We start from the raw sequence: 21,494 nt of genomic DNA, 5'->3' as shown, positions 1-21,494 counted from the left end.
AAGGTAGCCGATGTGGCGTAAATCAGCTACCCCGTCCGATCGAGCCGGTCAACTCGATGGATACAGGCGTGACGCAATGCGGCGACGTGCTGATCCGGCGCCGGGAAGAAGTGGCAAACCGTCGAGACTTTGGGAGAACCCGCATGAACCAAAGCAGTGCACCATTCGATAGCCGGAACAACAACAGCGAACATCCGCCGGCGGGCTTCGCGAATTATCTGGATGCGCTGTACGACAATCGCAAGCTGATTGCCATCACGACGGCCATCGCGGTCGCGCTCGGCATCGGTTATTCGGTTTTCTCCCAACCCGTGTATCGCGCGGACCTTCTCGTGCAGGTCGAGGAAAACGCGGGTACTTCGTCCAAGAGCGTAATCGGCGACGTATCCGCGATGTTCGATGTGAAGACCGCGGCGTCCGGCGAGGCGCAGGTGATCGGCTCGCGCATGGTGGTGGGCCAAGCGGTCGACAAGCTCAACCTGGACATCCAGGCGACGCCGCGCTACTACCCGCTGTTCGGCAGCTGGCTCGCCCGCCATTCGGATCATCTGTCGACGCCGGGACCGCACGGCTACGTGTACGGCAACGAGCGCATCGACGTGTCGAAATTCGACGTGCCCGAAGAGCTGTTCGACCGTCCGTTCGTGCTGAAGAAGGGCGAGGGATCGAGCTACGAGCTGCAATACGGCAAGCTGAAGCTCGAGGGCACGGTCGGCCAGCCGCTGAACGCGACGACCAACTACGGGCCGCTCACGCTGGTCGTCGACCGGATCGAGGCGGAGCCGGGCGCGACCTTCGAGGTGCGGCGCCAGTCCGAGCTGACGACGACCGAAAAGCTGCGCAAGGAACTGACGATCTCGGAAAAAGGCAAGGAATCCGACATCCTCGGCGTGTCGCTCGAGGGCAGCGAGCCGAAGAAGATCAGCGCGATTCTCGCGACCATCGCGGGCGAATACGTGAGCCAGAACCTGAAGCGCAAATCCGAGGAAGCGGAGCGTTCGATCCGTTTCCTCGAACTGCAGCTTCCGGAAATGCGCCAGCAGCTTTCCGATTCGGAAACGCGCTTCAACGACTTCCGCGCGAAGCATGGCACCGTCGATCTCGGCGAGGAAGCGACCAACCTGCTGCAACTGTCGGTTCAGGCGCAGACGCGGCTCGCGGAACTTCAGCAGAAGCGCAATGAACTGCTGTCGCGCTTCACCGACCAGCATCCGGCCGTGCAGTCGGTCAACGCGCAGTTGCATGCGACGCAACAGGAAGCGAAAGATCTCGCGAGCCGGACGCAATCGCTGCCGCCGCTCGAACAGAACGTGCTGCGCCTGCAGCGCGACGTGCAGGTCGGCACCGAACTCGACACGTCGCTGCGCAATACGCTCGAACAGCTGAAGCTGATCAAGGCGGGCAAGGCCGGCAACGTGCGCATCGTCGATGGCGCCGTCGCGCCCGACACGCCGGTGCGGCCCAAGCCGCTTCTGATCATCACCGCGGCGCTGATGCTGGGCGTGTTCGTCGGCGTGGTGATCGCGCTCGTGCGTCAGCGTCTGTTCGACGCGATCGACGATCCGTACGAAGTCGAGCTGTGCACCGGTTTGCCGGTCTATGCGAGCGTGCCGTTCAGCCGTCAGGAAGAGCGGTTCGCGCAAAGCCGTCGCCGTCCGGAATCGAAGGCGCTGGTGCTCGCGGGCGAAGCGGTGATCGATCCGGCCATCGAAAGTCTGCGTGGCTTTCGCACCGCGCTCGAATTCACGATGACCAAGGCGCGCAACCACATCGTGCTGATTACGGGCCCGACGCCGGGCATCGGCAAGTCATTCGTGTCGTTGAATCTCGCCGCGGTGATCGGCGCGACCGGCAAGCGTGTGCTGCTGATCGACGGTGATCTGCGGCGCGGTTTCCTGCATCGGCATCTCGGCGGCGATCGCGGTCCGGGCCTGTCCGATCTGATCCAGGGTGCGTACCGCCCCGACGAACTGATTCGCGCGACCCGTTTTCAGGGCGTCGACTTCATCGCGAGCGGCCGCCAGGTCGCGAGCCCGAGCGACGTGCTGTCGAACACACGGCTCGATGCGGTGCTGCGCCAGGTCGCGACCGGCTACGACGTCGTGCTGCTCGACGGACCGCCGGTGCTGCTCGCCTCGGATGCGGTGCGGCTCGCCTGCGTGGCCGGTACGACCTTCTTCGTCGCGCGTCAGGGTGTCACGGGTATCGGCGAGCTGCGCGAGTCGGTCCGCCAGATGCAGAAGGTCGGCCTGCCGGTGCGCGGCGTGATCATGAACGGACTGCGGATGCGGCCGGGACGCTATAGCTACGGCTATGGACGCTATCGCTACGCAGCCTACATCTACAAACCGTACGACAGATAAGCCCGGGCGCTTTGTTCGCTACGCGCCCGCGGTGCGGGGCGTAGCGCGCGAATGGACCGATCACAAGACCAATATGCGATGCGAAGGGATCTTACGGCCGCGCTTGCCGAGCGCGTACCGTACAGGCAAGGGACTACTCGGATGAAACAGCTATTTGTCACGCCTTTTCTGCCCCAGAAAAACGCGCCGCAAGCTGGCCACCGTCTGGCCTACGATTACCTGATCAAATTGAGCTCGGAATCGGAGCTCGACGTGCTGATCGTGTCGCGCGTGCCGGTCGACGAAAAGGACGTCGAGTTCCGCGCGAACGTTCGCAACGTCTACGTCAAGTACGTGAGCCGGTTCGACCTGGTTCCGTCGTTCCTCGCGAATCCGCTGATTTTTTCGCCACGCCTGTGCTCGCGCTATAAACCCGCGATCGGCAAATTCATCTGCGAGCTCGTCGAGAAGAACCGTTATGACACGGTGCGACTCGAGTTCTCGCAATCCTTTGCGTATGCGCAGAATCTGCGCGACCGTTTCCACGACGGCGTGAAGATCGTGATGTGCGCGCATGACGTGCAGATCCAGGCCATGTTGCGCGTCAAGTCCATCGAGGGATGGCTGTTTACCCGGCAGACTTTCGTGCTCGAGCAGCGTCTTCTGAAGCTGGCCGACAAGGTGCTCGTGCTGTCCAGCAAGGACGCGCAGCTGATCAACGGCTTGTACCCCGGGGTCGGCACGTTGCAGGTCGTGCCGATCTCGCTGCCGGCGTTTCTGCAGGACGTGCGGCGCTCGAAAGACACGGTGAAGAAAGGCAACATCCTGTTCTGGGGGGCGATGCAACGCCGCGAAAACGAAGAGGCGCTGCTCAATTTCATCGACACGATTTTTCTGCCGCTGCGCCGCCGCGGCCTTGACCTGAAGCTGTTCGTGGTCGGCTCCGATCCGAGCGAGCGCGTGAAGCGCCTGAATTGCGACGATATCTGCGTGACCGGCTTCGTCGAAAATCCGGGCAAGTACTTCGAGTCCGCCGATATCGGCGTGGTGCCGCTGCTGTCGGGCGCCGGCGTCAAGCTGAAGACGCTCGAGATGCTCGCGGCGAAGCTGCCGGTCGTCTCGACGCCGCTCGGCGCGGAAGGCGTCGAGTACGACGGCACCTTGCTCAACGTGTGTGAGATCGACGCGTTCCCGGACGTGATCGAGCGCATCTATCGTGGTGAGCCGGTCAACGCACACGCCTGCGTGGCGTATCAGGCCTGACGCCATGATCGCCACCATCGCCTATCTGCTTGCCGTCGTGCTGTGCGCCACGCGCGGCGTTCTCGAGTACCTGATCGGCAAGGACGCCGCCTATCTCATTCAGGTCGGCGGCATCGTCGGTCTGCTCGTGTGGTACATCTCGCCGACGGCGATTGCCGCTTACTTCCGCGACGAAGGACGTCTGTCGTTCGGCTTCGTGGTGGGCATGCTGTTCTCGGTGGCGCTGTCGATCGTCGCGACGCTCGAAGTTACCGATCAGCTCGGGCGGTCCTATCTGCTCGTCTTCGTCTTCACGCTGTTCGTCTATTTCTACGCGATCTCGAACTATCAGAAGCGTTTCGTGCGGCCGCGCATCGCGTATGCGGGGCTCGTGCTGATCGCGCTGATCGAGGCGGGCGTCGCACTCGCGCAGCAGCAGAACGTGTTCCCGATCGATCTGCCCGGCGCGACTTACGGCTTCGACAATCTGCGCGCGCCGGCGCTGACCGGCAGTTATCTGCATTACCCGCTGTTCGCCGCGATTGCCGCGTCGCTGTGCGGCGTCGATTATCTGGTGCGCAAGAACGTGCTGTCGGGCCTCGCGTGCGCGGTGCTCAGCTTCGCGATTTTCTCGGCGCTGTCGCGCAGCGGCATGCTGATCATTCTCGGCACCTTCGGGCTCGCGTTCGTGCAGGGGCCGATCCAGTTCATCACGAGAAACGCGAAATTGATCGTCGCCACCGTGTTCGCGACGATGGCGATCCTGATCTTCGGCGTCGCGGTGAGCAGTCAGAACGATAGTGTCGTCAACGCCGGCACCGAACGGATCATGGGTGCCACGAATCTGGAGTCGGACGGCAACGACGGGCGCACCGAAGCATGGGACAAGGCGAGGGCGCTCGCATTGCCGGCCAACGTAATCGCCGGCACCTACTTCGGGCTCGTCACCAACTCGGCACCCGACCCGGTGAAACAGGAGTTCGGCGTCGTCGAATCGAGCGTGCTGCAGCAGATCCTGAACATCGGCCTGATGGGCGCGATCTTCTATTACGGCGTGCTGGTATCCGTGACGAAACTTGCAAGCAGCGAAAGCCGGATTTCTCTGTGCGTGTGGGCCGCGTTATTTCAAACGTTCTTCTATCAATCGATCGAAGTGATCCCGTTTGTCTTCATCCTGATGACATTGCCAGTGTTCGATTACGTGGGCGGACCGCGTCGAAACAGCACGTAGCGAACGCAAGGCAGTGCGTGCCGGATCGTTTGCCTCGCGCAGACGAGTAGTGGGGAGTCGGTAGTGCGCGCGAAAGGCGCGCAGCAAAGGTGCAAGAACAAAGATGCCGTGTTTGGGGGTATTCCACGAACACCTGATGTAAAGCAGGAGGTGGGGATGAACCTGAAGGGAACGTTTAGCGTTGTGATCGTCAATTACAACACGCCAAAACTGGTCAGAAATTGCGTGCGCTCCGTGCTCGAACTTTCGATTGCGGATAAGGAGGACATCGTCGTGGTGGATAACGCGTCACCCGACAATTCGTTTTCCTATCTGAGGGAGACGCTTCCGACGGGAGTCAGACTCGTCAGAACGTCGATCAATCGCGGCTTCGGGGCCGGCGTCAATTTCGGCATGGTCGGTTGTCTGCGCGAGCTCGTGCTCGTGCTGAATCCGGACACCTATTTCGTCGATGCTTCGCTCGAAAACGCAGTGAAGCTGTTCAGAACGGAGATGGATGTAGGCTTGATCGGTCTCGATCTAATCTATCCGGATGGCGAGCGGCAGTTTTCCGCCCGGCGCTTCTATTCACTGCTCGACATACTCGGCCGGCGTTCGCCGCTCGGGCGGCTCGAAGCGTTCAAGCGCCGCATCGACAACCACATGATGCGCGAAGCGTGGGGCGCGGGCACGCCGTTCGAAGCCGACTGGGTGGTGGGCACCGGCTTTATCGTGCGGCGCGCGCTGTTCGGCGAACTCGGCGGCATGGACGAGCACTTCTTCCTCTACATGGAGGACGTCGATTTTTGCGCGCGCATCTGGCAGGCGGGCTACCGCGTGCTGTGCGTGCCCGGCGCGCGACTCACGCACGAGCATCAGCGCGCGTCGGCAGCGGGCGTCCTGAGCAAGGCGGGGCGCCGGCATATGAACAGCTTGTGGCGCTTCAGCCGCAAGTATCGTGTGCCGCTGTTCAGACCGCCAGGCGTCCAGGGCCTGATTCGCGGCGCGAAGGCGCGTGCGGTGCCGGTCCCGGTGACGGTGAGCGCGCGTCCGTCGGCCGCCGAGCAGGCGCAGAGCATCACGGTGGAGTGACGCCTGTCGACGTGTCGACTTGAGAAAAGAAGGGAGTCATGCCATGGGAGAGGGGTAGATGAAGACCCGGCGACAGGCGCTCAAGACGTTCCTGCTCGGCGGCCTGGCCGGGGCCAGTGCAAGCTCGGCCGATCTGGGCATCGCGCGCGCGACGGGGCACGCGCTGCGCGAGCGCGGTGCGTTCGCGAGTATGGGTAACGGCGCGGGCGACGGCGCGGGCGGCATCCTGCGCGTCGCCGCGTCAGTGCCCGAGCGCGCCGCATCGGAACCGGTTGCGCCGAGCTATCTGAAGACGCTCAGCGACATCGTCGCGGGACAGGAGGTCAGCGTCGCGCGCTTCGTCGATCCGCACAGGCTGGCGGCGATCCAGCGCGGCGCGTCCGGCTACGATTGCGGCGCCGAGCTCAGGCAGGCGTTCGCGAGCGGTGCGCGCGGGCTTTATCTGCCGCGCGGCATCTGGCGTTACACCGGCGACCTGACCACGGCGAACGGCTCGCAACTGCGCGGCGACGGCGGCGGCGAATACGTGACGATCACCGACATCGCGATGGGTGCGACCGTGCTGGAGCGACAGGACACCGGCGGCCCGAAGTCGGCGGCGCTGACTCTGGGCGAGGCGGCGTTCGTCGAGCATGTGCAGGTACGGCCCGCGCATTACGACAAGGTCATCTACCACCTCGCCAACTATCCGGTGCATACCGGCAACACGGCGATTGGCATCCATTTCGGCACGTCGGCCGGCGCGCGTCGTTGCACGGCGATCGGTTTTTCGCGCGCGGGCTACGAGCTCGGCACGACGTCGACACTCGAGCGCTGCTATGCGTACATGTGCGAGCGCGGCTTCTACGCGACCGAGCACACCGACGGCTCGCTGATCAATTGCATCGGCATGTTCTGCCACACGGCCGGCGCGGATATCGTCGACAACTTCTGGCAGGTGATCGGCGGACGCTGGGAATGGAACGCGCGTCACGGCGTGATTCTGGGCGCGGAGTCGCTGATCGTCGGCGCGGTGTTCGATCGCAACGGCTTTGCCGGCGTCTGTATGAAGAGCGGCAACTGGGGCAAGGTGGTGAACGGCAATTACTTCTCGCGCAACGGTTGCGGCGGCGACGGCAAGATCGGCCGCTGGAAGTTCTCGACGCGCGGCCATCCGTCGTACGTCGACGTACCGCCCGGTCAGAGTTGCCATATCCAGATCGATTACCAGCAGGCGGCCACGATCGTCGGCAATCGCTATCGTCCGGGCCAGGACGACGAGAACGCCGGCTGTGAAGGTCCGCAGTTCGTCTACGGCAGTTCGACCACGCCGGGAAGCACGCCGCTGAACGGCATCACGATTCAGGGCAATTTCGGCGATCGCGCGGGCGATTCGATCGTCGGTTACGCGAAGGCGTATCCGGGCGGCGGCGCGATTGCCGGCGGCAAGGATTCGAGCCTCGTGCACGCACTGAATCTAGGCGTCGGCTATGCGCGCGGCGGCATCGCGGCGGCGCTGCATAGCGGCGACCAGACGGTGTCGCCCGAAACGACGCGCATCTCGGTCAACGTGCTGCGCTCGACCTCGGGCCGCGTGGTGTTGCGTGCGGCCACACGCGGCCATGCGCTACTCGCCGAAATCCTGTTCGCAACCGATGCAAGCGACGCCAACTACAAGACCGTGGTCAGCAATCTGATCGGCAATGCGGTGAAGAGCGCGGTGTTGAGCGCAAACGGCGAAGACGATCGCTACAACAAGATCGACATCGCGCTAAGCGAACCTTCTTTCGTGTCGTATTCTGTTTTTTCGACTTGAGTTCTTAACCGCCTACTGGAAACCGGACGATTGTGTCGACGAGAAACGTCATCATCGCGTTGTATTCGGTGTACGCGCTGAACTACGTGCTGCCGCTCGTTACGTTGCCGTATCTGTCGCACGTACTTGGGCCGGCCGGGTTGGGCGTGATCGGTTACGCGCAATCGATTGCGCAGATTCTTCTCATCATCGTCGACTTCGGCTTCGGCCTGTCCAGCGCGCGCAAGGTGGCGGTGCACATCGACCAGCCTGAGGTCGTGAACCGCATCTACTGGTCGACCACGATCGGCCGGGCGATTCTCGCGTTGCTGTGTTCGCTGGTGCTGGTCGGCTGGGCGTTCGCCGCGCATATGTCGCCGCAGGAACGCGGTGCGACGCTGCTCGGCTCGCTCGTGATCTGGGGCGGCGTGGTGACGCCCGGCTGCTTCTACGAAGGCACGCAGCGCCTGCCCGTGCTCGCCGGCACGCTGCTCGCCGCGCGCGTGGGTCTGCTGATTCCGCTGTTCCTGTTCGTGAAGACGCACGACGACGTGATGCTCGCGGCCGCGCTGCAATATGCGCCGACCTTCGTGTGCGGCCTGATCCTGACGGGCGCGCTGATCTGGAAGCGCGAGATTCTGCTGACCGTGCGGGTCGGCTGGCGCGACGTGATGGCCGAGGCGAAAGAGGCGTATCACATCTTTCTCGGCTCGGCGCTCACGTCCGTCTACATGTACGCGAACGTGATCATGTTGCGCATGATCAGCGGTCCTGGCGCGGTCGGCTATTACGTCGCGGCCGAGCGGCTCACCAATGCGCTACGCGCGTGCACGGCGCCGGCCATCCAGGCGTTCTTCCCGAAGATCTGCGTCGCCTACGAACGCAACGACTTCGCCTATATCCACAAGGTCAACCGCGGCTTCATGCTGGCGTTCGCGGCGTCGGCGGTGCTGATTCTGGTCGGCTTCACGGTGCTCGGCGAATGGTTCGTCGGACGTTTTCTCGGCGAGGCGTTCGGCGAGACGTTCCGGATTTTGCGCATCCTCGTGTTCGTGCCGGCGATCGTCGGCATGACGACGACCCAGGTGATGCTGACGATCATCGCGTCGGGCAATCAGTCGTTGCTCAAGCGGATCTATATCTACGGCGTGCTGTTCCATCTGGTGCAGGCGCCGATCAGCATTTACTTCTGGGGCGGTGTCGGCACCGCGTGCTCGGTGGCCGCGACCGAGCTGTTCATGCTGATCGGCGTGTACAACGTGTCGAGCAGGATCAATCACGGACAGATCGCGGTGCGCCCGCAGACGACGATCAAGCGGGAGATGGCGGCGGAGCGAGATTAGCCGCCCGGACGGACAGCGGGAGTGAAGGGCCGCGGCGCGCGTTGTGAAAACATCGCGCGTCGCGGCCTTTTTTGCGTCAGCGCCGCGCGCTCATTTGCGTATTCATTGCGCGGTGGACAGGCTGGTCGGTTTCGCGTTGCGCAGATACAGCACCGTCGACAGCACGACCGCCGCGGCTGCCGCGATCGCGGCAAACAGGAACACCGAGCCGTAACCGAACTCGCCGGCGATATACCCCGCCAACGGCCCGGTAATGCCGAGCGACAGATCCAGAAACACCGAATACGCGGACAGTGCCGCGCCGCGGCTCGCCGGCGGCACGAGCCCGACCGCCTCGACGCCGAGCGCCGGGAACACCAGCGCGAAACCGAAGCCGGTCAGCGCCGCGCCCGCGAGCGCGATAGGCGGCTCGGGCGCGAGCCACAGCATCAGCAGTCCCGCGCATTCGAACGAGAACGACGCGATCGCGACGCGAAAGCCGCCGTAGGTCTTGATCGTGTTCGCGAACAGCAGGCGTGCGCCGATGAACAGCGTGCCGAACACCGTCAGCGACAGCGCCGCGTTCGGCCAGTGCTTCGCCGCGTAGAACAGCGTGATGAAGGTCGCGATCGAACCGAAGCCGGCCGAGCCGAGCGCAAGCCCCATGCCGTGCGGCAGCACACGCGTCAACACGCTGCGGTACGACATCCGCTCGCCGTGCACGACCGGCACCGGCGCGATCAGACGCGCGAGGTAGTAGCCGAGCGCCGCGAGCGCGATCACCAGAATACCGAGCGCGGTAAAGCCGATGGAGCGCGAGATCATCACGCCGAGCGGTGCGCCGATCGCGAGTGCGCCGTAGGTCGCGATGCCGTTCCACGAAATCACGCGGGCGTTGTTGGACGTGCCGACCCGGCCGATTCCCCACAGGATCGCGCCGGTGCCGCACAGACTCTCGCCGAAGCCGAGCACGAGGCGGCTGCACACGAGCAGCGCGAGGCTCAGCCCCGGCCAATGACCCGTCAGCGCGGCGAGCAGCAGCAGTACGCCGCTCGCGCCGCAGCCGAGCAGACCGATCGACACCGTGCGCTTCGGCCCGAGCGTATCGGCCGAGCGGCCCGCGAGCGGCCGCGACGCGAGCGTCGCGAGGTACTGCACGCTGATCGCCGCGCCGGCCAGCACCGCGCTGTAACCGAGCTCGGCGTGCACGTAGCCGGGCAGCACCGCGAGCGGAATGCCGATCGTGAGGTAGCAAATAAAAGTGAAAAAGACGACCGGAATGATGTGCAGGGTCGTCGCAAATTCGCTGCGGGCGGGCGCGGAGTCGGTGGACATCGGGAAAACGAGACTTGAAATCGGCAGGAAAGCGTGATTCTCCCATGGAACCGATTCCCTTGCAGAGTTTGCTTAAAAAATGGCACGAATCAATGGCGGGTCATATCGCGCGAACAATATGTCCCCCATGCGATTCAGGCTATGGGTTAGGTTTATTGACGGTGATAGCTTTCGAACCATCAACGCGGCGCGTTCGCGCGCACCCAGAACAGACGAGAGCAACGACACATGACTGAGCCGATTCGTTTCTATCACCGCAACGCGATCCGCGAAATCCAGCACGCGCCCGTCACCCGGACGGTGCTGCAGTATCTGCGTGAGGACGCGCATTGCACCGGCACCAAGGAAGGCTGTGCCGAGGGCGACTGCGGCGCCTGCACCGTCGTGATCGGCGAGCGCAACGCGGCGGGCGGCGTCGACTTCAAGGCGGTCAACGCCTGCATCCAGTTCACGCCGACACTCGACGGCCGCGCGCTCTTCACGGTCGAAGACCTGCGCCAGCCGGACGGCTCGCTGCATCCGGTGCAGCAGGCGATGGTGGACTGCCACGGCTCGCAGTGCGGCTTCTGCACGCCGGGCTTCGTCATGTCGATGTGGGCGCTCTACGAGAAGCATGGCCACGAGCATCGCTGCGCGAACCGCACGGTGCCGTCGCGCGAGGCGATCGGCAATGCGCTGACCGGCAACCTGTGCCGCTGCACCGGCTACCGGCCGATCGTCGACGCGGCCGAACGCATGTTCGAGGCGCCGGCGCCGCGGGCGCCGGTCGACGTCAAGGCGCTCGCCGACACGCTCGCGGCGCTCGAACGGCGCGACACGTTTCAGTATGAGCACGCGGGCCAGCGCTTCGCCGCGCCGCGCACGGTCGACTCGCTCGCGCGGATCAAACAGGAAGAACCGGCCGCGCGCCTTCTCGCGGGCAGCACCGACATCGGCCTGTGGGTCACGAAGCAGATGCGCGAGCTCGGCAACCTCGTCTATGTCGGGCAGATTGCCGAGTTGCAAAAGCTTGAAACCAATGACGACTGGATCGAGATCGGCGCGGGCGTCAGCATCGAAAAAGCGTATGCCGAAATCTCGAAGCAGTACCCGGAGCTGACCGAAATGTGGCAGCGCTTCGCGTCGCTGCCGATCCGCAACGCCGGCACGCTCGGCGGCAACATCGCGAACGGCTCGCCGATCGGCGATTCGATGCCGGGGCTGATCGCGCTCGGCGCGCGCGTGATCGTGCGTGGCGGCGATATCGAGCGCGAGATGCCGCTCGAAGACCTCTACCTCGGGTATCAGAAGAAGGACATGGCCGAGCACGAGTTCGTCGTCGGCCTGAAGGTGCCCACGCGCGGCGGTGCGCGCGTGAACCTGCGCTTTCGCACCTACAAGCTGTCGAAGCGTTTCGATTCGGATATCTCAGCGGTCTGCGCGGCGTTCTCGTTCATCGCCGACGGCGGCGTGATCCGCGAGCCGCGCATCGCGTTCGGCGGCATGGCCGCGACGCCGAAGCGCGCGCTCCAGGCCGAAGCCGTGCTGCGCGACGCCGAATGGCACGAGGCGACCGCGCAGGCCGCGATGCTCGCGCTCGGCACTGACTACGCGCCGCTCACCGACATGCGCGCGAGTAGCGACTACCGCCTCGAATCGGCGAAGAACACGCTGTACCGCTTCTGGCTCGAAACGCGCGCGCATCAGCCGCTGCCGAAGTGCGCGCTCGACGTGCGCGCGGTCGCGCCGGCCGGCGCGAGCGCCTGAGCGCCGCGCGTCCCCGAGGATACGGAGAACACAACCATGAACCAGCAAGCCGAACCGTTCCTGCAAGAGGTTCAGGATCTCGACGACTTCACCCAGGTCCACGTGTCGCGTCCGCACGAGTCCGCGCATCTGCACGTGAGCGGCCGCGCGACCTACACCGACGACATCCCCGAGGCGGCCGGCACGCTGCACGCGGCGCTGGGGCTGTCGGCGAAGGCGCACGCGAAGATCGTGTCGTTCGCATTCGACCAGGTGCGCGCGACACCCGGCGTCGTCGCGGTCTTCACGGCCGACGACATACCCGGCGTCAACGACGTCGGCCCGATCATTCATGGCGACGATCCGATCCTCGCCGACGGCGTCGTGCAATACGTCGGCCAGCCGATGTTCATCGTGGTGGCGACGTCGCACGAGGCGGCGCGTCTCGGCGCGCGGCTGGCCGACGTGGTCTACGAAGAACTGCCGGCGGTATTGACCGCACAGCAGGCGCGCGCCGCGAACCAGTACGTGTTGCCGCCGATGAAGCTCGCGCGTGGCGACGCCGGGACGAAGATCGCGCAAGCCACGCATCGCGAGACCGGTGAGATGCTGCTCGGCGGCCAGGAGCAGTTCTATCTGGAAGGGCAGATCTCGTACGCGGTGCCGAAAGACGATGACGGCATGCACGTCTACTGCTCGACCCAGCATCCGACCGAAATGCAGCATCTGGTCGCGCACACGCTGGGCGTGGCCTCGCACAACGTGTTGATCGAATGCCGGCGCATGGGCGGCGGTTTCGGCGGCAAGGAATCGCAGTCGGCGCTGTTCGCCTGCTCCGCCGGACTCGCCGCGTGGAAGCTGCTGTGCCCGGTCAAGCTGCGCCCGGATCGCGACGACGACATGATGGTGACGGGCAAGCGCCACGATTTCCACTACACGTATAAAGTGGGCTACGACGAGCAGGGCTGGATCGAAGGCGTCGCGGTCGACATGACCTCGCGCTGCGGCTTTTCCGCGGACCTGTCGGGCCCGGTGATGACGCGCGCGCTGTGCCACTTCGACAACGCGTACTGGCTGTCCGACGTCTCGATCGAAGGCTTCTGCGCCAAGACCAACACCCAGTCGAACACGGCGTTTCGCGGCTTCGGCGGCCCGCAGGGCGCGTTCGCGATCGAGTACATCCTCGACAACGTCGCGCGCTCGTGCGGCATCGATGCGCTCGACGTGCGCCGCCGCAATCTGTACGGCAAGAACGAGCGCAACCAGACGCCCTATGGCCAGGTGATCGAAGACAACGTGATTCACGAGCTGATCGACGAACTCGAAGCGACCAGCGACTACCGCGCGCGCCGCAAAGAGATCGACGAATTCAATGCGAACAACGAGATCCTGAAGAAGGGCATGGCACTCACGCCGGTCAAGTTCGGCATCGCGTTCAACGTCACGCACTTCAACCAGGCCGGCGCGCTCGTGCACATCTACACGGACGGCTCGGTACTCGTGAACCACGGCGGCACCGAAATGGGCCAGGGGCTGAACACGAAGGTCGCGCAAGTCGTCGCGCATGAACTGGGCGTCGCCTTCAAGCGCATTCGCGTGAGCGCGACCGATACCAGCAAGGTCGCCAATACGTCGGCGACGGCCGCGTCGACCGGCTCGGATCTGAATGGCAAAGCCGCACAGGACGCCGCGCGCCAGCTGCGCGAGCGGCTCGCCGCATTCGCCGCCGAACGTTTCGGCGCGGGCAGCGTGAACGCGCGGGACGTGCGCTTCGCGCACGACCGCGTGGTGGTCGGCGAGGTCGCCGTTCCGTTCGAGGAAGTGGTCGCGAAGGCTTATCTCGCGCGTATCCAGCTTTGGTCCGACGGCTTCTACGCGACACCGAAGCTCTACTGGGATCAGTCGAAGCTGCAAGGCCGGCCGTTCTACTACTACTCGTATGGCGCGGCGGTGTCGGAAGTCGTGATCGACACGCTGACCGGCGAACTGCGCGTGCTGCGCGCCGATGCGCTGCACGACGTGGGCGCATCGCTGAATCCGGCGCTGGACGTCGGCCAGGTGGAAGGCGCGTTCATTCAGGGCATGGGCTGGCTCACCACCGAGGAACTGTGGTGGAACGCGGGCGGCAAGCTGATGACGCACGCACCGTCGACGTACAAGATCCCGACCGTCAACGACGTGCCGCCGATCTTCAACGTGAAGCTGTTCAAAAACCGCAACGCGGAGGACAGCATTCATCGTTCGAAGGCGACCGGCGAGCCGCCGCTGCTGCTGCCGTTCTCGGTGTTCTTCGCGGTGCGTGACGCGGTGTCGGCGGTGGGCGGCCACAAAGTCAATCCGCCGCTCAATGCGCCCGCAACCAGCGAGGAAATCCTGAAGGCGGTCGGCGCGGTGCGGGCCGCGACGGCGGCCGCGCGGCAGGCGTGACGGCGAGCGGCAAACGAGTGGGAGCGCACTATGGAAGCACGCCTGAATTATTGTCCGGGCGGGACCGGACCCGAGCTTGCGCCGCGACCGGCGCCGATGCATATCGTGCTGTTCGGCGCGGGACACGTCGGCCATGCGCTCGTGCAACTGCTCGGCAGCCTGCGGTGCGTGGTCCAATGGGTCGACGAACGCGACGAGTTGTTCCCCGACGAAACGCCGCCCAACGTGCAGGTCGAAGCGACCGACACGCCCGACGCGATCGTCGACGCGGCGCCGCCCGGCGCGTGGTTTCTGGTGATGACGCACAATCATGCGCTCGATTTTTCGCTCGCCGCGCGCATCATGCGACGGCGCGATTTCAGCTACTTCGGCATGATCGGCTCGAAGACGAAGCGCGTGAAGTTCGAGCGGCGTCTGCTCGCGCGCGGCGTCGAGCTGGAGCGGCTCGCGGAAATGACCTGTCCGATCGGCGTGGAGGGGATCGTCGACAAGGCGCCGGCGGCGATCGCGATCGCGGTGTGCGCGCAATTGCTGGTTATCGCTTCGCGCGCGGCGTCCTGCGCGCGACCAGCTCACGCGACACCTCGGACATCAACGTCCTGAGCCAGCCGATATCGCTCGGCCGATCCGGCTGCGGATGCCACAACTGATAGCAGCGGATGCGCGGGAACGCGATCGGCACGTCGACGACCGCGAGCGGCAACATGCTCGCGTAGTGCATCGCGAAGCGCCGCGTCGTCGTGAAGATCAGATCCGATTGCAGAAGCGTCTGCGCGACGAGCCCGAAGTAGGGCAGCGTCGCGACGATGCGCCGGCTCGCCTTCGCACGCGCGAAGCCGGTATCGATCGCGCCGCCGCGCGCGCCGCTGTAGGGTGTCGGCGCGAGATGCGGCGCGGCCAGATAGGCGTCGCGTGTGAGCGGCTCGCGTGTCAGTGGATGGTCCGCGCGCATCATGCACACGACGGTATCGGCGAACAGGTCGCTGCGCTCGAAGCGCGGATCGGGCTTCGGCCAGTTGCCGATCACGAGATCGAGGTCGCCGGCGTCGAGCGCGGCCGAATGATCGAGCAGCGGCCCCAGCGATCCGATTTCGAGCCGCGCATGAGGCGCCGCTTCGCGAAACCGCGCGATCACGGTCGGCATGAAGAAGTCGTTCAGATAGTCGGGCGCGGCGACGCGAAACGTGCGGCGCGAGCGGCCCGGGTCGAAATCGCCGTGCGGCGTCGCGACGAAATCGACGTCGCGCAACACGCGCTGCGCGGCCGCGAGCAGCGACTCGCCGTATTCGGTCGGCACCATGCCCGACTTGCCGCGCACCAGAATCGGATCGCCGAGCGTTTCGCGCAACTTGCGCAGCGCGGTGCTGATCGCCGGCTGGGTCTGGTTCAGCCGCAACGCGGTCTGCGTGACGCTGCGCTCGACCAGCAGCGTGCGCAACACGCGCACGAGCCAGATATCGAGTGAGGCGGCGGTGTCGTCCATGATCGAAGCGTGGTGGCGCGGGCGCAGATAAGCTCGCCGCGCGGCGCGCGGGTGGAGTGCAAACGCCTATAACCTTAGGCCCGTTTGCGCTTCGCCGGCATAGGGGGCGCGCTATGGCCGGCATCAGCGCCGCGCCTGCCGGCGTGGATTCTTCCGCGCGGGCCGCAAGCAACGCGCGGCCGGCCGCGGCTGCCGTGTTATGCCGGCTTGTCCGCCAGCCCCCACGGCAGCGAACTGATCCGCTTCACCTCGCGTGATTCGAGCCAGTTCGGCGTGCGCGCGCAGTAAAGCACCATCGGCAGCGCGTCCTCGCCCCAGAACAACTGATCGTTCAGACGAAACGTCGGCACGCCATAGACGCCCAGACCGATCGCATCGGCGGTATTGCGTTGCAGTTGCGCCTTCACGGCTTTTTGCCGGATCAGCTCCGGGCCGTCCGATTTGCCGACGCGCTCGCACAGTTCGGCGAACGCTTCGTCGCTCGACGGGTCGCGCCCCTCGCGCCAGATGAAGCGGAAAATCTCGCGCACGAATTGCACGTCGCCGTTCGCGGCGGTCGCGAGCAGCAGCGGCTTCATCGAATCGAACGGATGGGCGGGCGGCATTTTGTACGGAATGCCGAGCTGCTCCGCGCGAAACAGCGCGTGCCGGTACATGAAGGTGCGCTTGGCGGGCACGCTGTACGCGGAGCGCTGGCCCCAGTGGCGATACAGATCGTTCAGCACGACCGGCGTGAACGCGAAGTCGAAGCCGGGCCATTTGTCGTATTGCTCGAGCAGCAGATAGGTGAACGGAGAGACGAAATCGTAAAACCACTGCCGCTGTTGGGCGTCGATGCCAACGGTCATAAATGTCTCCCGGATTGCCTGTGTCGGACGACGCGGAGGCTGCGTCCGTTATCTGATCAAAATTGTAGCGATCTTACGCGGTCGTGGCTTGCACCGGTCGATATCCCCTGGTGGTGGGCGTTGGGTGTGAGTCTCTGGCGGTGTCGTCAGGGCGCTCAGCCTTTGACTTTATCGGTCGCCTGCTCGTCGGCCATCTCCAGCCCGCCCTGCGTGTCGCGGCTTTCCGCGAGTCGCCGCCGCACGAATCCGATGTGCTCGCGCAGCACGTAGAACTGGTCCGCATACGCGAGCGGCATCTTCATGCCGTTGACCGACTCTTCGATCGTGTCGAGCCGCCCGATCAGCGACGCGCGTTCGGCCGACGAATGTTCGCTGAGCGCGCTGCGCTCGATCGCAATCAGCGAGCCGTACCAGCGATAGATGCGCGACTTGACCCGCCACGCGTACAACCCCGGCACGACGCGCAGCGCCGGCACCAGCAGCACGATCAGCGGCACGACGATCACCAGCAGGCGGTCCGCGAGACTCGCGATCCAGAACGGCAGCGTCCGGTACAGGAAGCTCTTGCCCGACTTGTAGTAGCGTGCGGCGTCGTCGGAAAGCGGGAAGTCGTGCGCGAGCGGCGCGGGGAATTCGCCGGCGCGCTGCATCGTCGTTGCGCCGCCGTGCACCTCGCGGGCGGCTTCGATCAGCAGATCCGACAGCGCCGGATGCAGTGAATCGCGCGCGACCAGCTCGGCGGTCGGCGCGACGATGTTGATCGAGTTCGCCGGCAGGTTCTTGCCGAGGTCGAAGGCGCCCATCGGCACCTTCAGCTGCGTCAGGTACGGAAAGCGGCGCGTGTACGCGTCGGCCTGCGTGAAATCGTAGAAGCGCACGTTCTGCGTGCGGTAGAGCTTGCCCATCACGGCCGGCTGCGCCGAGTCGCCGGCGAGGAAGGTCGCGTCGATCGTTCCGTCGATCAGCGCGTTGGCGGCGGCGTCGCCCGTCAGCGGCAGCAGTTGGGTCGGACCGCCCGGCACGATGCCGTTGGCCTTCAGCAGCGCGAGCGTGAGCTCGCGCGTGCCGCTGCCCTCGGGGCCGATCGCGAGGCGCTCGCCCTTGAACCCGGACAGCCAGTCGACCGGTGCGCCACGATAGAAGATCGCGAGCGGCACGTAAGCGACGCTGCCGAGCGACATCAGGTTTTTGTCCTTGTCCACCCCGGCTGGCGCGATGCCGCCCTGCACGAAGCCGACGTCGACGTTCGCGTTCGGGTCCAACAGCCGCTTCAGATTTTCCTGCGAGCCCTGCGAGGCCAGCACGTTCACTGTAATGCGGTTGCGCGCAAGGATCGTCTTGTACTTCTGCGCGGCGATCCAGAAGGTGCTGCCGACGGGACCGGCGCTAATCGTCAGCGTATTCGGCGGGGCGGGCTGGATCAGCCGCACGGCGGCCCAGATCGCGACGATCACGAGCAGCACGAGCGGGCCGAACGAGACCGCCAGGTCGCGCCACGAGATCGCGACAAAACGGGCGACGAGGCGGGTAGGGCGGGTGCGGCCGGTGTCAGGCTTCATCGGATCATCTGGGAGCGGCGGTCGATAGGGCTCGAATGCGCGGCGGGGCGGCGGGGCGGCGCGCCAGCACGCGTCGCGCCGATGGTACCTGAGATTGGCGCGGCCGCGAAACGCGCGGCCGCCCGTCGCGCTGACAAACGCGTAACAAATGGTGAACGCCGGGTGGACGTCGCGGTCAACGCCGCAACGAACGCCCGCTGTCGGCGCGCGACGCCGCGTGGTAAACCCTTTGCGCTTCTGTGCCGGCTAGATTAAATTGTGCATCGCTACCGCGATCCAACGTTTGCGGCGCGATCCCGGCAAGACGGACAAGAACCGGGTGCGTCGGCGGACTTCGCGGTTTGCCGATTGCCGATTGCCGGTAATCAGCCTCTCTCGCCTCTTGCACATCGTGTCACAGCCGTTGCCGGCCGTCGCTCACGCGCGCGTTCGCGCGATGATGGCCGCCCGTTGTCGTAACGAAGCCGCTTATTGATGCGGTCCAATGTAGAACCAAGGAGAAGAGAGCTATGAAGACGGTCGGTTTTCTGAAAGCACTGGGTCCGGTTGTGGCAATGGTGGTGGCGTGCAACGTCTACGCGCAGACGAACGCTCCGGCAACCGATACGGCGTCGGCGGCAGCCTCCGTCAAGGCCGGCAAGCACGCGAATCACGAACTCGGCCGCAAGGTGCGCGGCGCGCTGGCCAAGACCCAGGGTCTTGACGTATCGAACATCGCCGTGCGCGCGCGCGGCGGCGCGGTGACGCTGACCGGCACGGTGCCGAGCCAGGATCAGATCGATTCGGCCGGCGAGGCCGCGAAGGGCGTTGCGGGTGTGACGTCGGTGTCGAACAAGCTGACCGTGATGCAGCAGTAAGCGATGGGCGGGCGCGGCGCCGCAAGGGCCGCGTCGCGAGACCTATCTATCGATTCGGAAGCTCCGACATGATTGCCGGGGCTTTTTTTTCGCCGCTGGTCTTGGAGCGTGGTACTTCGCCAGATTTTTGCGGGACCGCAGCAATGCGGCTTGCCGCACGCACGGGTCCTGATGACGGCGCGGCCGCCGCGGATTCGTGCGCTGCGACACATTGATGACGTAGCGCGGGGCGTACTGTGACGAGGAGGAACCGGGAGCCAAGGTCATGGGAACCACGCTGTTTCGCTATATCGATCTGCCGATCGGCGATCGCGCGGCATTCGAACTGGTGTGCGCGCGACACGGTTTCGCGCCCGCGCATTTCGACATCAGCGCGAGCGCGGCACCGGATGAGCCGGCGCACGAGCGGGTCGTCACGGTGCGGCGCGGCAGCTGGTCACAGTCGTATCACGACCGCCACGGCCAGTGGGTCCGGCAGTTCGAGGCGGATCTGACTTGTCGTTTTTTCAAATAGAGAGACGGGGTGCGCGGGCGCTGCGCGCGGTTCACGTGTCGTCAGCGGATCACGCCAACACCAGCCGCACGCCGACCAGCGTCAGCGTCGCCGCGAGCAGATTGCGCAGCAGCGCGTCGGGCGCGCGCGACGCCAGAAAGCTGCCGATCGCGATGCCAGGCAGCGATCCCACCAGCAGCGATACCAGCATCGACCAGTCGACCGAGCCGAGCAGCCAGTGTCCGGCGCCAGCAAGCAAGGTCAGCGGCACCGCGTGCGCGATGTCGGAGCCGACGATGCGCGTCGTCGGCAGCATCGGATACAGCAGCAACAACACCGTCACGCCGATCGCGCCCGCGCCCACCGACGTCAACGACACCAGCACGCCGAGCACCGCGCCGGTCAGGATCGTCAGCCCGAGCGTGCGTGCCTGGCTCGGCGCGCGTTGCTTGCGTGCGCCGAGCGCCGCGAGCTGCGGACGGAACACCAGCGCAACCGCGGTAATCAGCAAGGCCGCACCGAGCACGACCTGGATCAGCCGGCTCGCGCCCGGCGTGTCCATCCCGTAGCGATGCAGCAGGATCAGCGTGATGGTCGCCGCGGGCACGCTGCCGGCCGCGAGGCGCAGCGTGACCTGCCAGTCGACCGAGCCCTTCAGGCCGTGCACCAGCGTGCCGGTTGCCTTGGTGGCGGCCGCGTACAGCAGGTCGGTCCCGACCGCGGTGGCAGGGTGCACCTTGAACAGCAGGACGAGGATCGGCGTCATCAGCGAGCCGCCGCCGACGCCCGTCAGCCCGACCAGAAATCCGACGAACAGGCCGGAGACGGAGTACAGCAGATCGATGTGGGGTAGAGCCATTTAGCGGACAGCTGACGCAGCGCGGGTGAAGGGTTGGGCGGCAAAGCCGGCGTGTGCGCCGGGGCGGGTGGGTGCCGCGGCGCGCGGTGCGCTGCACGGTCGTGTCGACCGTCGCCGGTGCGGCGAAAGGCGCTATTGTCGCAAAACTGCCGCGCCTGCGTGCGGCCGTTGCTCAGGGCGAGCGCGTCGCGGCATGCGCCGGGCCGTGTTCGGCGTGTGCGGCGCGGGTGTGTCGCATGGCGTGCGAGGTGGCGTTCACAGCGCGCGGCGGATTTCGACGACGCCGAACGCCGCGAGCGTAAAGCCGACCACGCGATCGATCGCGACGCGCAGCCTGCTGCCGATCGCGTGACGCGCGAGCGACACCGCGCTCACCAGACAACACCACCACGCGATCGAGCCGGCGAACACGCCGCCGACCGTCGTCAGCGCGATGGCCGGCGAGAACGCGCCGCGCGGCGCGAGTGTCGTGAACAGCGCCGCGAACATGATGACGGTCTGCGGATTGGTCAGCGTCAGCAGTAGTGCGCTCGCGTACGCACGCAGCGCGCCGGCGCGGCCGATCTGCGCGAGCTTGCCGTTGCCGTTGCCATTGCCGTCGGCGGGTTCAGCGGGCGGCTTCTGCAGCAGCGCTCGCACGCCGAGATACAGCAGGAACAGCCCCGCGAGCAGATGCAGCGGGCGGTCATACGCGAGCATGAATTGCGAAATGCCGACGAGGCCGAGCGCCGCGATCAGCCCGTAGGCCGCGTCGCCGCTCGCGATGCCGAGGCCGATCGCAAGTCCCGCTCGCGGGCCGCCGCTCAGCGTTCGGCGGATGCACAGCATGCCCATCGGGCCGACCGGCGCGGCGATCGCGAGGCCAACGCCGGCGGCGGTGAAAAACAGACTGGCGGTGGACATGGGCTGGTTCTCGAGCGGTTGTT

At 65.5% G+C, this 21,494-nt stretch carries 17 protein-coding genes; 11 read left to right on the top strand and 6 right to left on the bottom strand.

Annotated elements, in window-relative coordinates; genetic code table 11:
* Nucleotides 1–143 precede the first annotated feature (143 nt).
* The 6 genes from F6X42_RS08675 to F6X42_RS08650 all read left to right on the top strand — a co-directional run bounded on the left by F6X42_RS08675 (nt 144) and on the right by F6X42_RS08650 (nt 9,003).
* Nucleotides 144–2,363: a GNVR domain-containing protein gene (locus tag F6X42_RS08675; protein WP_187633811.1), complete on the top strand. Its 2,220-nt coding sequence runs from the start codon at nt 144–146 to the stop codon at nt 2,361–2,363.
* A 141-nt stretch (nt 2,364–2,504) separates the two neighbouring features.
* Nucleotides 2,505–3,605, top strand: a complete 1,101-nt coding sequence (locus F6X42_RS08670) for a glycosyltransferase (protein WP_187633810.1) — start codon at nt 2,505–2,507, stop codon at nt 3,603–3,605.
* A gap of 4 nt (nt 3,606–3,609) precedes the next feature.
* Nucleotides 3,610–4,815 carry a hypothetical protein gene (locus F6X42_RS08665; RefSeq protein ID WP_187633809.1) on the top strand — a complete coding sequence of 402 codons (1,206 nt, stop codon included), beginning with the start codon at nt 3,610–3,612 and terminating at the stop codon, nt 4,813–4,815.
* Between the two features lie 156 nt (nt 4,816–4,971).
* Nucleotides 4,972–5,886, top strand: a complete 915-nt coding sequence (locus F6X42_RS08660) for a glycosyltransferase family 2 protein (protein ID WP_187633808.1) — start codon at nt 4,972–4,974, stop codon at nt 5,884–5,886.
* Nucleotides 5,887–5,944: 58 nt separating this feature from the next.
* On the top strand, nt 5,945–7,681 hold the full coding sequence (locus F6X42_RS08655) for a hypothetical protein (protein WP_187633807.1): 1,737 nt from the start codon (nt 5,945–5,947) through the stop codon (nt 7,679–7,681).
* Between the two features lie 32 nt (nt 7,682–7,713).
* Nucleotides 7,714–9,003 (top strand): oligosaccharide flippase family protein, encoded by a 1,290-nt coding sequence (locus tag F6X42_RS08650; protein ID WP_187633806.1) that lies wholly within the window; start codon nt 7,714–7,716, stop codon nt 9,001–9,003.
* Nucleotides 9,004–9,105: 102 nt separating this feature from the next.
* On the opposite strand, the gene F6X42_RS08645 is transcribed toward F6X42_RS08650, so the two are convergent.
* Nucleotides 9,106–10,317, bottom strand: coding sequence for an MFS transporter (locus F6X42_RS08645; protein ID WP_187633805.1), 1,212 nt, complete (start codon nt 10,315–10,317; stop codon nt 9,106–9,108).
* Between the two features lie 228 nt (nt 10,318–10,545).
* On the opposite strand from F6X42_RS08645, the gene xdhA reads away from it, so the two are divergent.
* Genes xdhA through xdhC form a run of 3 tightly spaced genes read left to right on the top strand, consistent with a single transcriptional unit; the run spans nt 10,546 to nt 15,072 of the window.
* Entirely contained in the window at nt 10,546–12,063 is a 1,518-nt protein-coding gene (xdhA, locus tag F6X42_RS08640; RefSeq protein WP_187633804.1) for a xanthine dehydrogenase small subunit, read from the top strand.
* A gap of 36 nt (nt 12,064–12,099) precedes the next feature.
* Nucleotides 12,100–14,469, top strand: a complete 2,370-nt coding sequence (gene xdhB / locus F6X42_RS08635; RefSeq protein WP_187633803.1) for a xanthine dehydrogenase molybdopterin binding subunit — start codon at nt 12,100–12,102, stop codon at nt 14,467–14,469.
* A 30-nt stretch (nt 14,470–14,499) separates the two neighbouring features.
* Nucleotides 14,500–15,072, top strand: a complete 573-nt coding sequence (gene xdhC, locus F6X42_RS08630) for a xanthine dehydrogenase accessory protein XdhC (RefSeq protein ID WP_187633802.1) — start codon at nt 14,500–14,502, stop codon at nt 15,070–15,072.
* On the opposite strand, the gene F6X42_RS08625 is transcribed toward xdhC, so the two are convergent.
* The 3 genes from F6X42_RS08625 to F6X42_RS08615 form a co-directional block, all read right to left on the bottom strand.
* Nucleotides 15,005–15,952: a LysR substrate-binding domain-containing protein gene (locus F6X42_RS08625; protein WP_187633801.1), complete on the bottom strand. Its 948-nt coding sequence runs from the start codon at nt 15,950–15,952 to the stop codon at nt 15,005–15,007. The genes xdhC and F6X42_RS08625 overlap by 68 nt on opposite strands.
* A gap of 197 nt (nt 15,953–16,149) precedes the next feature.
* A complete protein-coding gene (locus tag F6X42_RS08620) occupies nt 16,150–16,800 on the bottom strand; it encodes a 2-hydroxychromene-2-carboxylate isomerase (protein ID WP_187633800.1) in 651 nt (216 codons plus the stop codon).
* Between the two features lie 155 nt (nt 16,801–16,955).
* Complete coding sequence (locus tag F6X42_RS08615) at nt 16,956–18,359, bottom strand: TAXI family TRAP transporter solute-binding subunit (protein WP_187633799.1); 1,404 nt, start codon at nt 18,357–18,359, stop codon at nt 16,956–16,958.
* 509 nt (nt 18,360–18,868) lie between these two features.
* Here F6X42_RS08615 and F6X42_RS08610 point away from each other — a divergent pair.
* A complete protein-coding gene (locus F6X42_RS08610) occupies nt 18,869–19,216 on the top strand; it encodes a BON domain-containing protein (protein ID WP_187633798.1) in 348 nt (115 codons plus the stop codon).
* 265 nt (nt 19,217–19,481) lie between these two features.
* A complete protein-coding gene (locus F6X42_RS08605; protein WP_187633797.1) occupies nt 19,482–19,730 on the top strand; it encodes a hypothetical protein in 249 nt (82 codons plus the stop codon).
* 49 nt (nt 19,731–19,779) lie between these two features.
* On the opposite strand, the gene F6X42_RS08600 is transcribed toward F6X42_RS08605, so the two are convergent.
* Complete coding sequence (locus F6X42_RS08600) at nt 19,780–20,568, bottom strand: sulfite exporter TauE/SafE family protein (RefSeq protein WP_187633796.1); 789 nt, start codon at nt 20,566–20,568, stop codon at nt 19,780–19,782.
* Between the two features lie 255 nt (nt 20,569–20,823).
* Nucleotides 20,824–21,471 (bottom strand): LysE family translocator, encoded by a 648-nt coding sequence (locus F6X42_RS08595; RefSeq protein WP_187633795.1) that lies wholly within the window; start codon nt 21,469–21,471, stop codon nt 20,824–20,826.
* Nucleotides 21,472–21,494 lie beyond the last annotated feature (23 nt).

Origin of the sequence: Paraburkholderia podalyriae (assembly GCF_014397785.1) — a bacterium.
Taxonomy (GTDB): Bacteria; Pseudomonadota; Gammaproteobacteria; order Burkholderiales; family Burkholderiaceae; genus Paraburkholderia; species Paraburkholderia podalyriae.
This window is presented reverse-complemented; position numbering and strand designations above follow the sequence as displayed.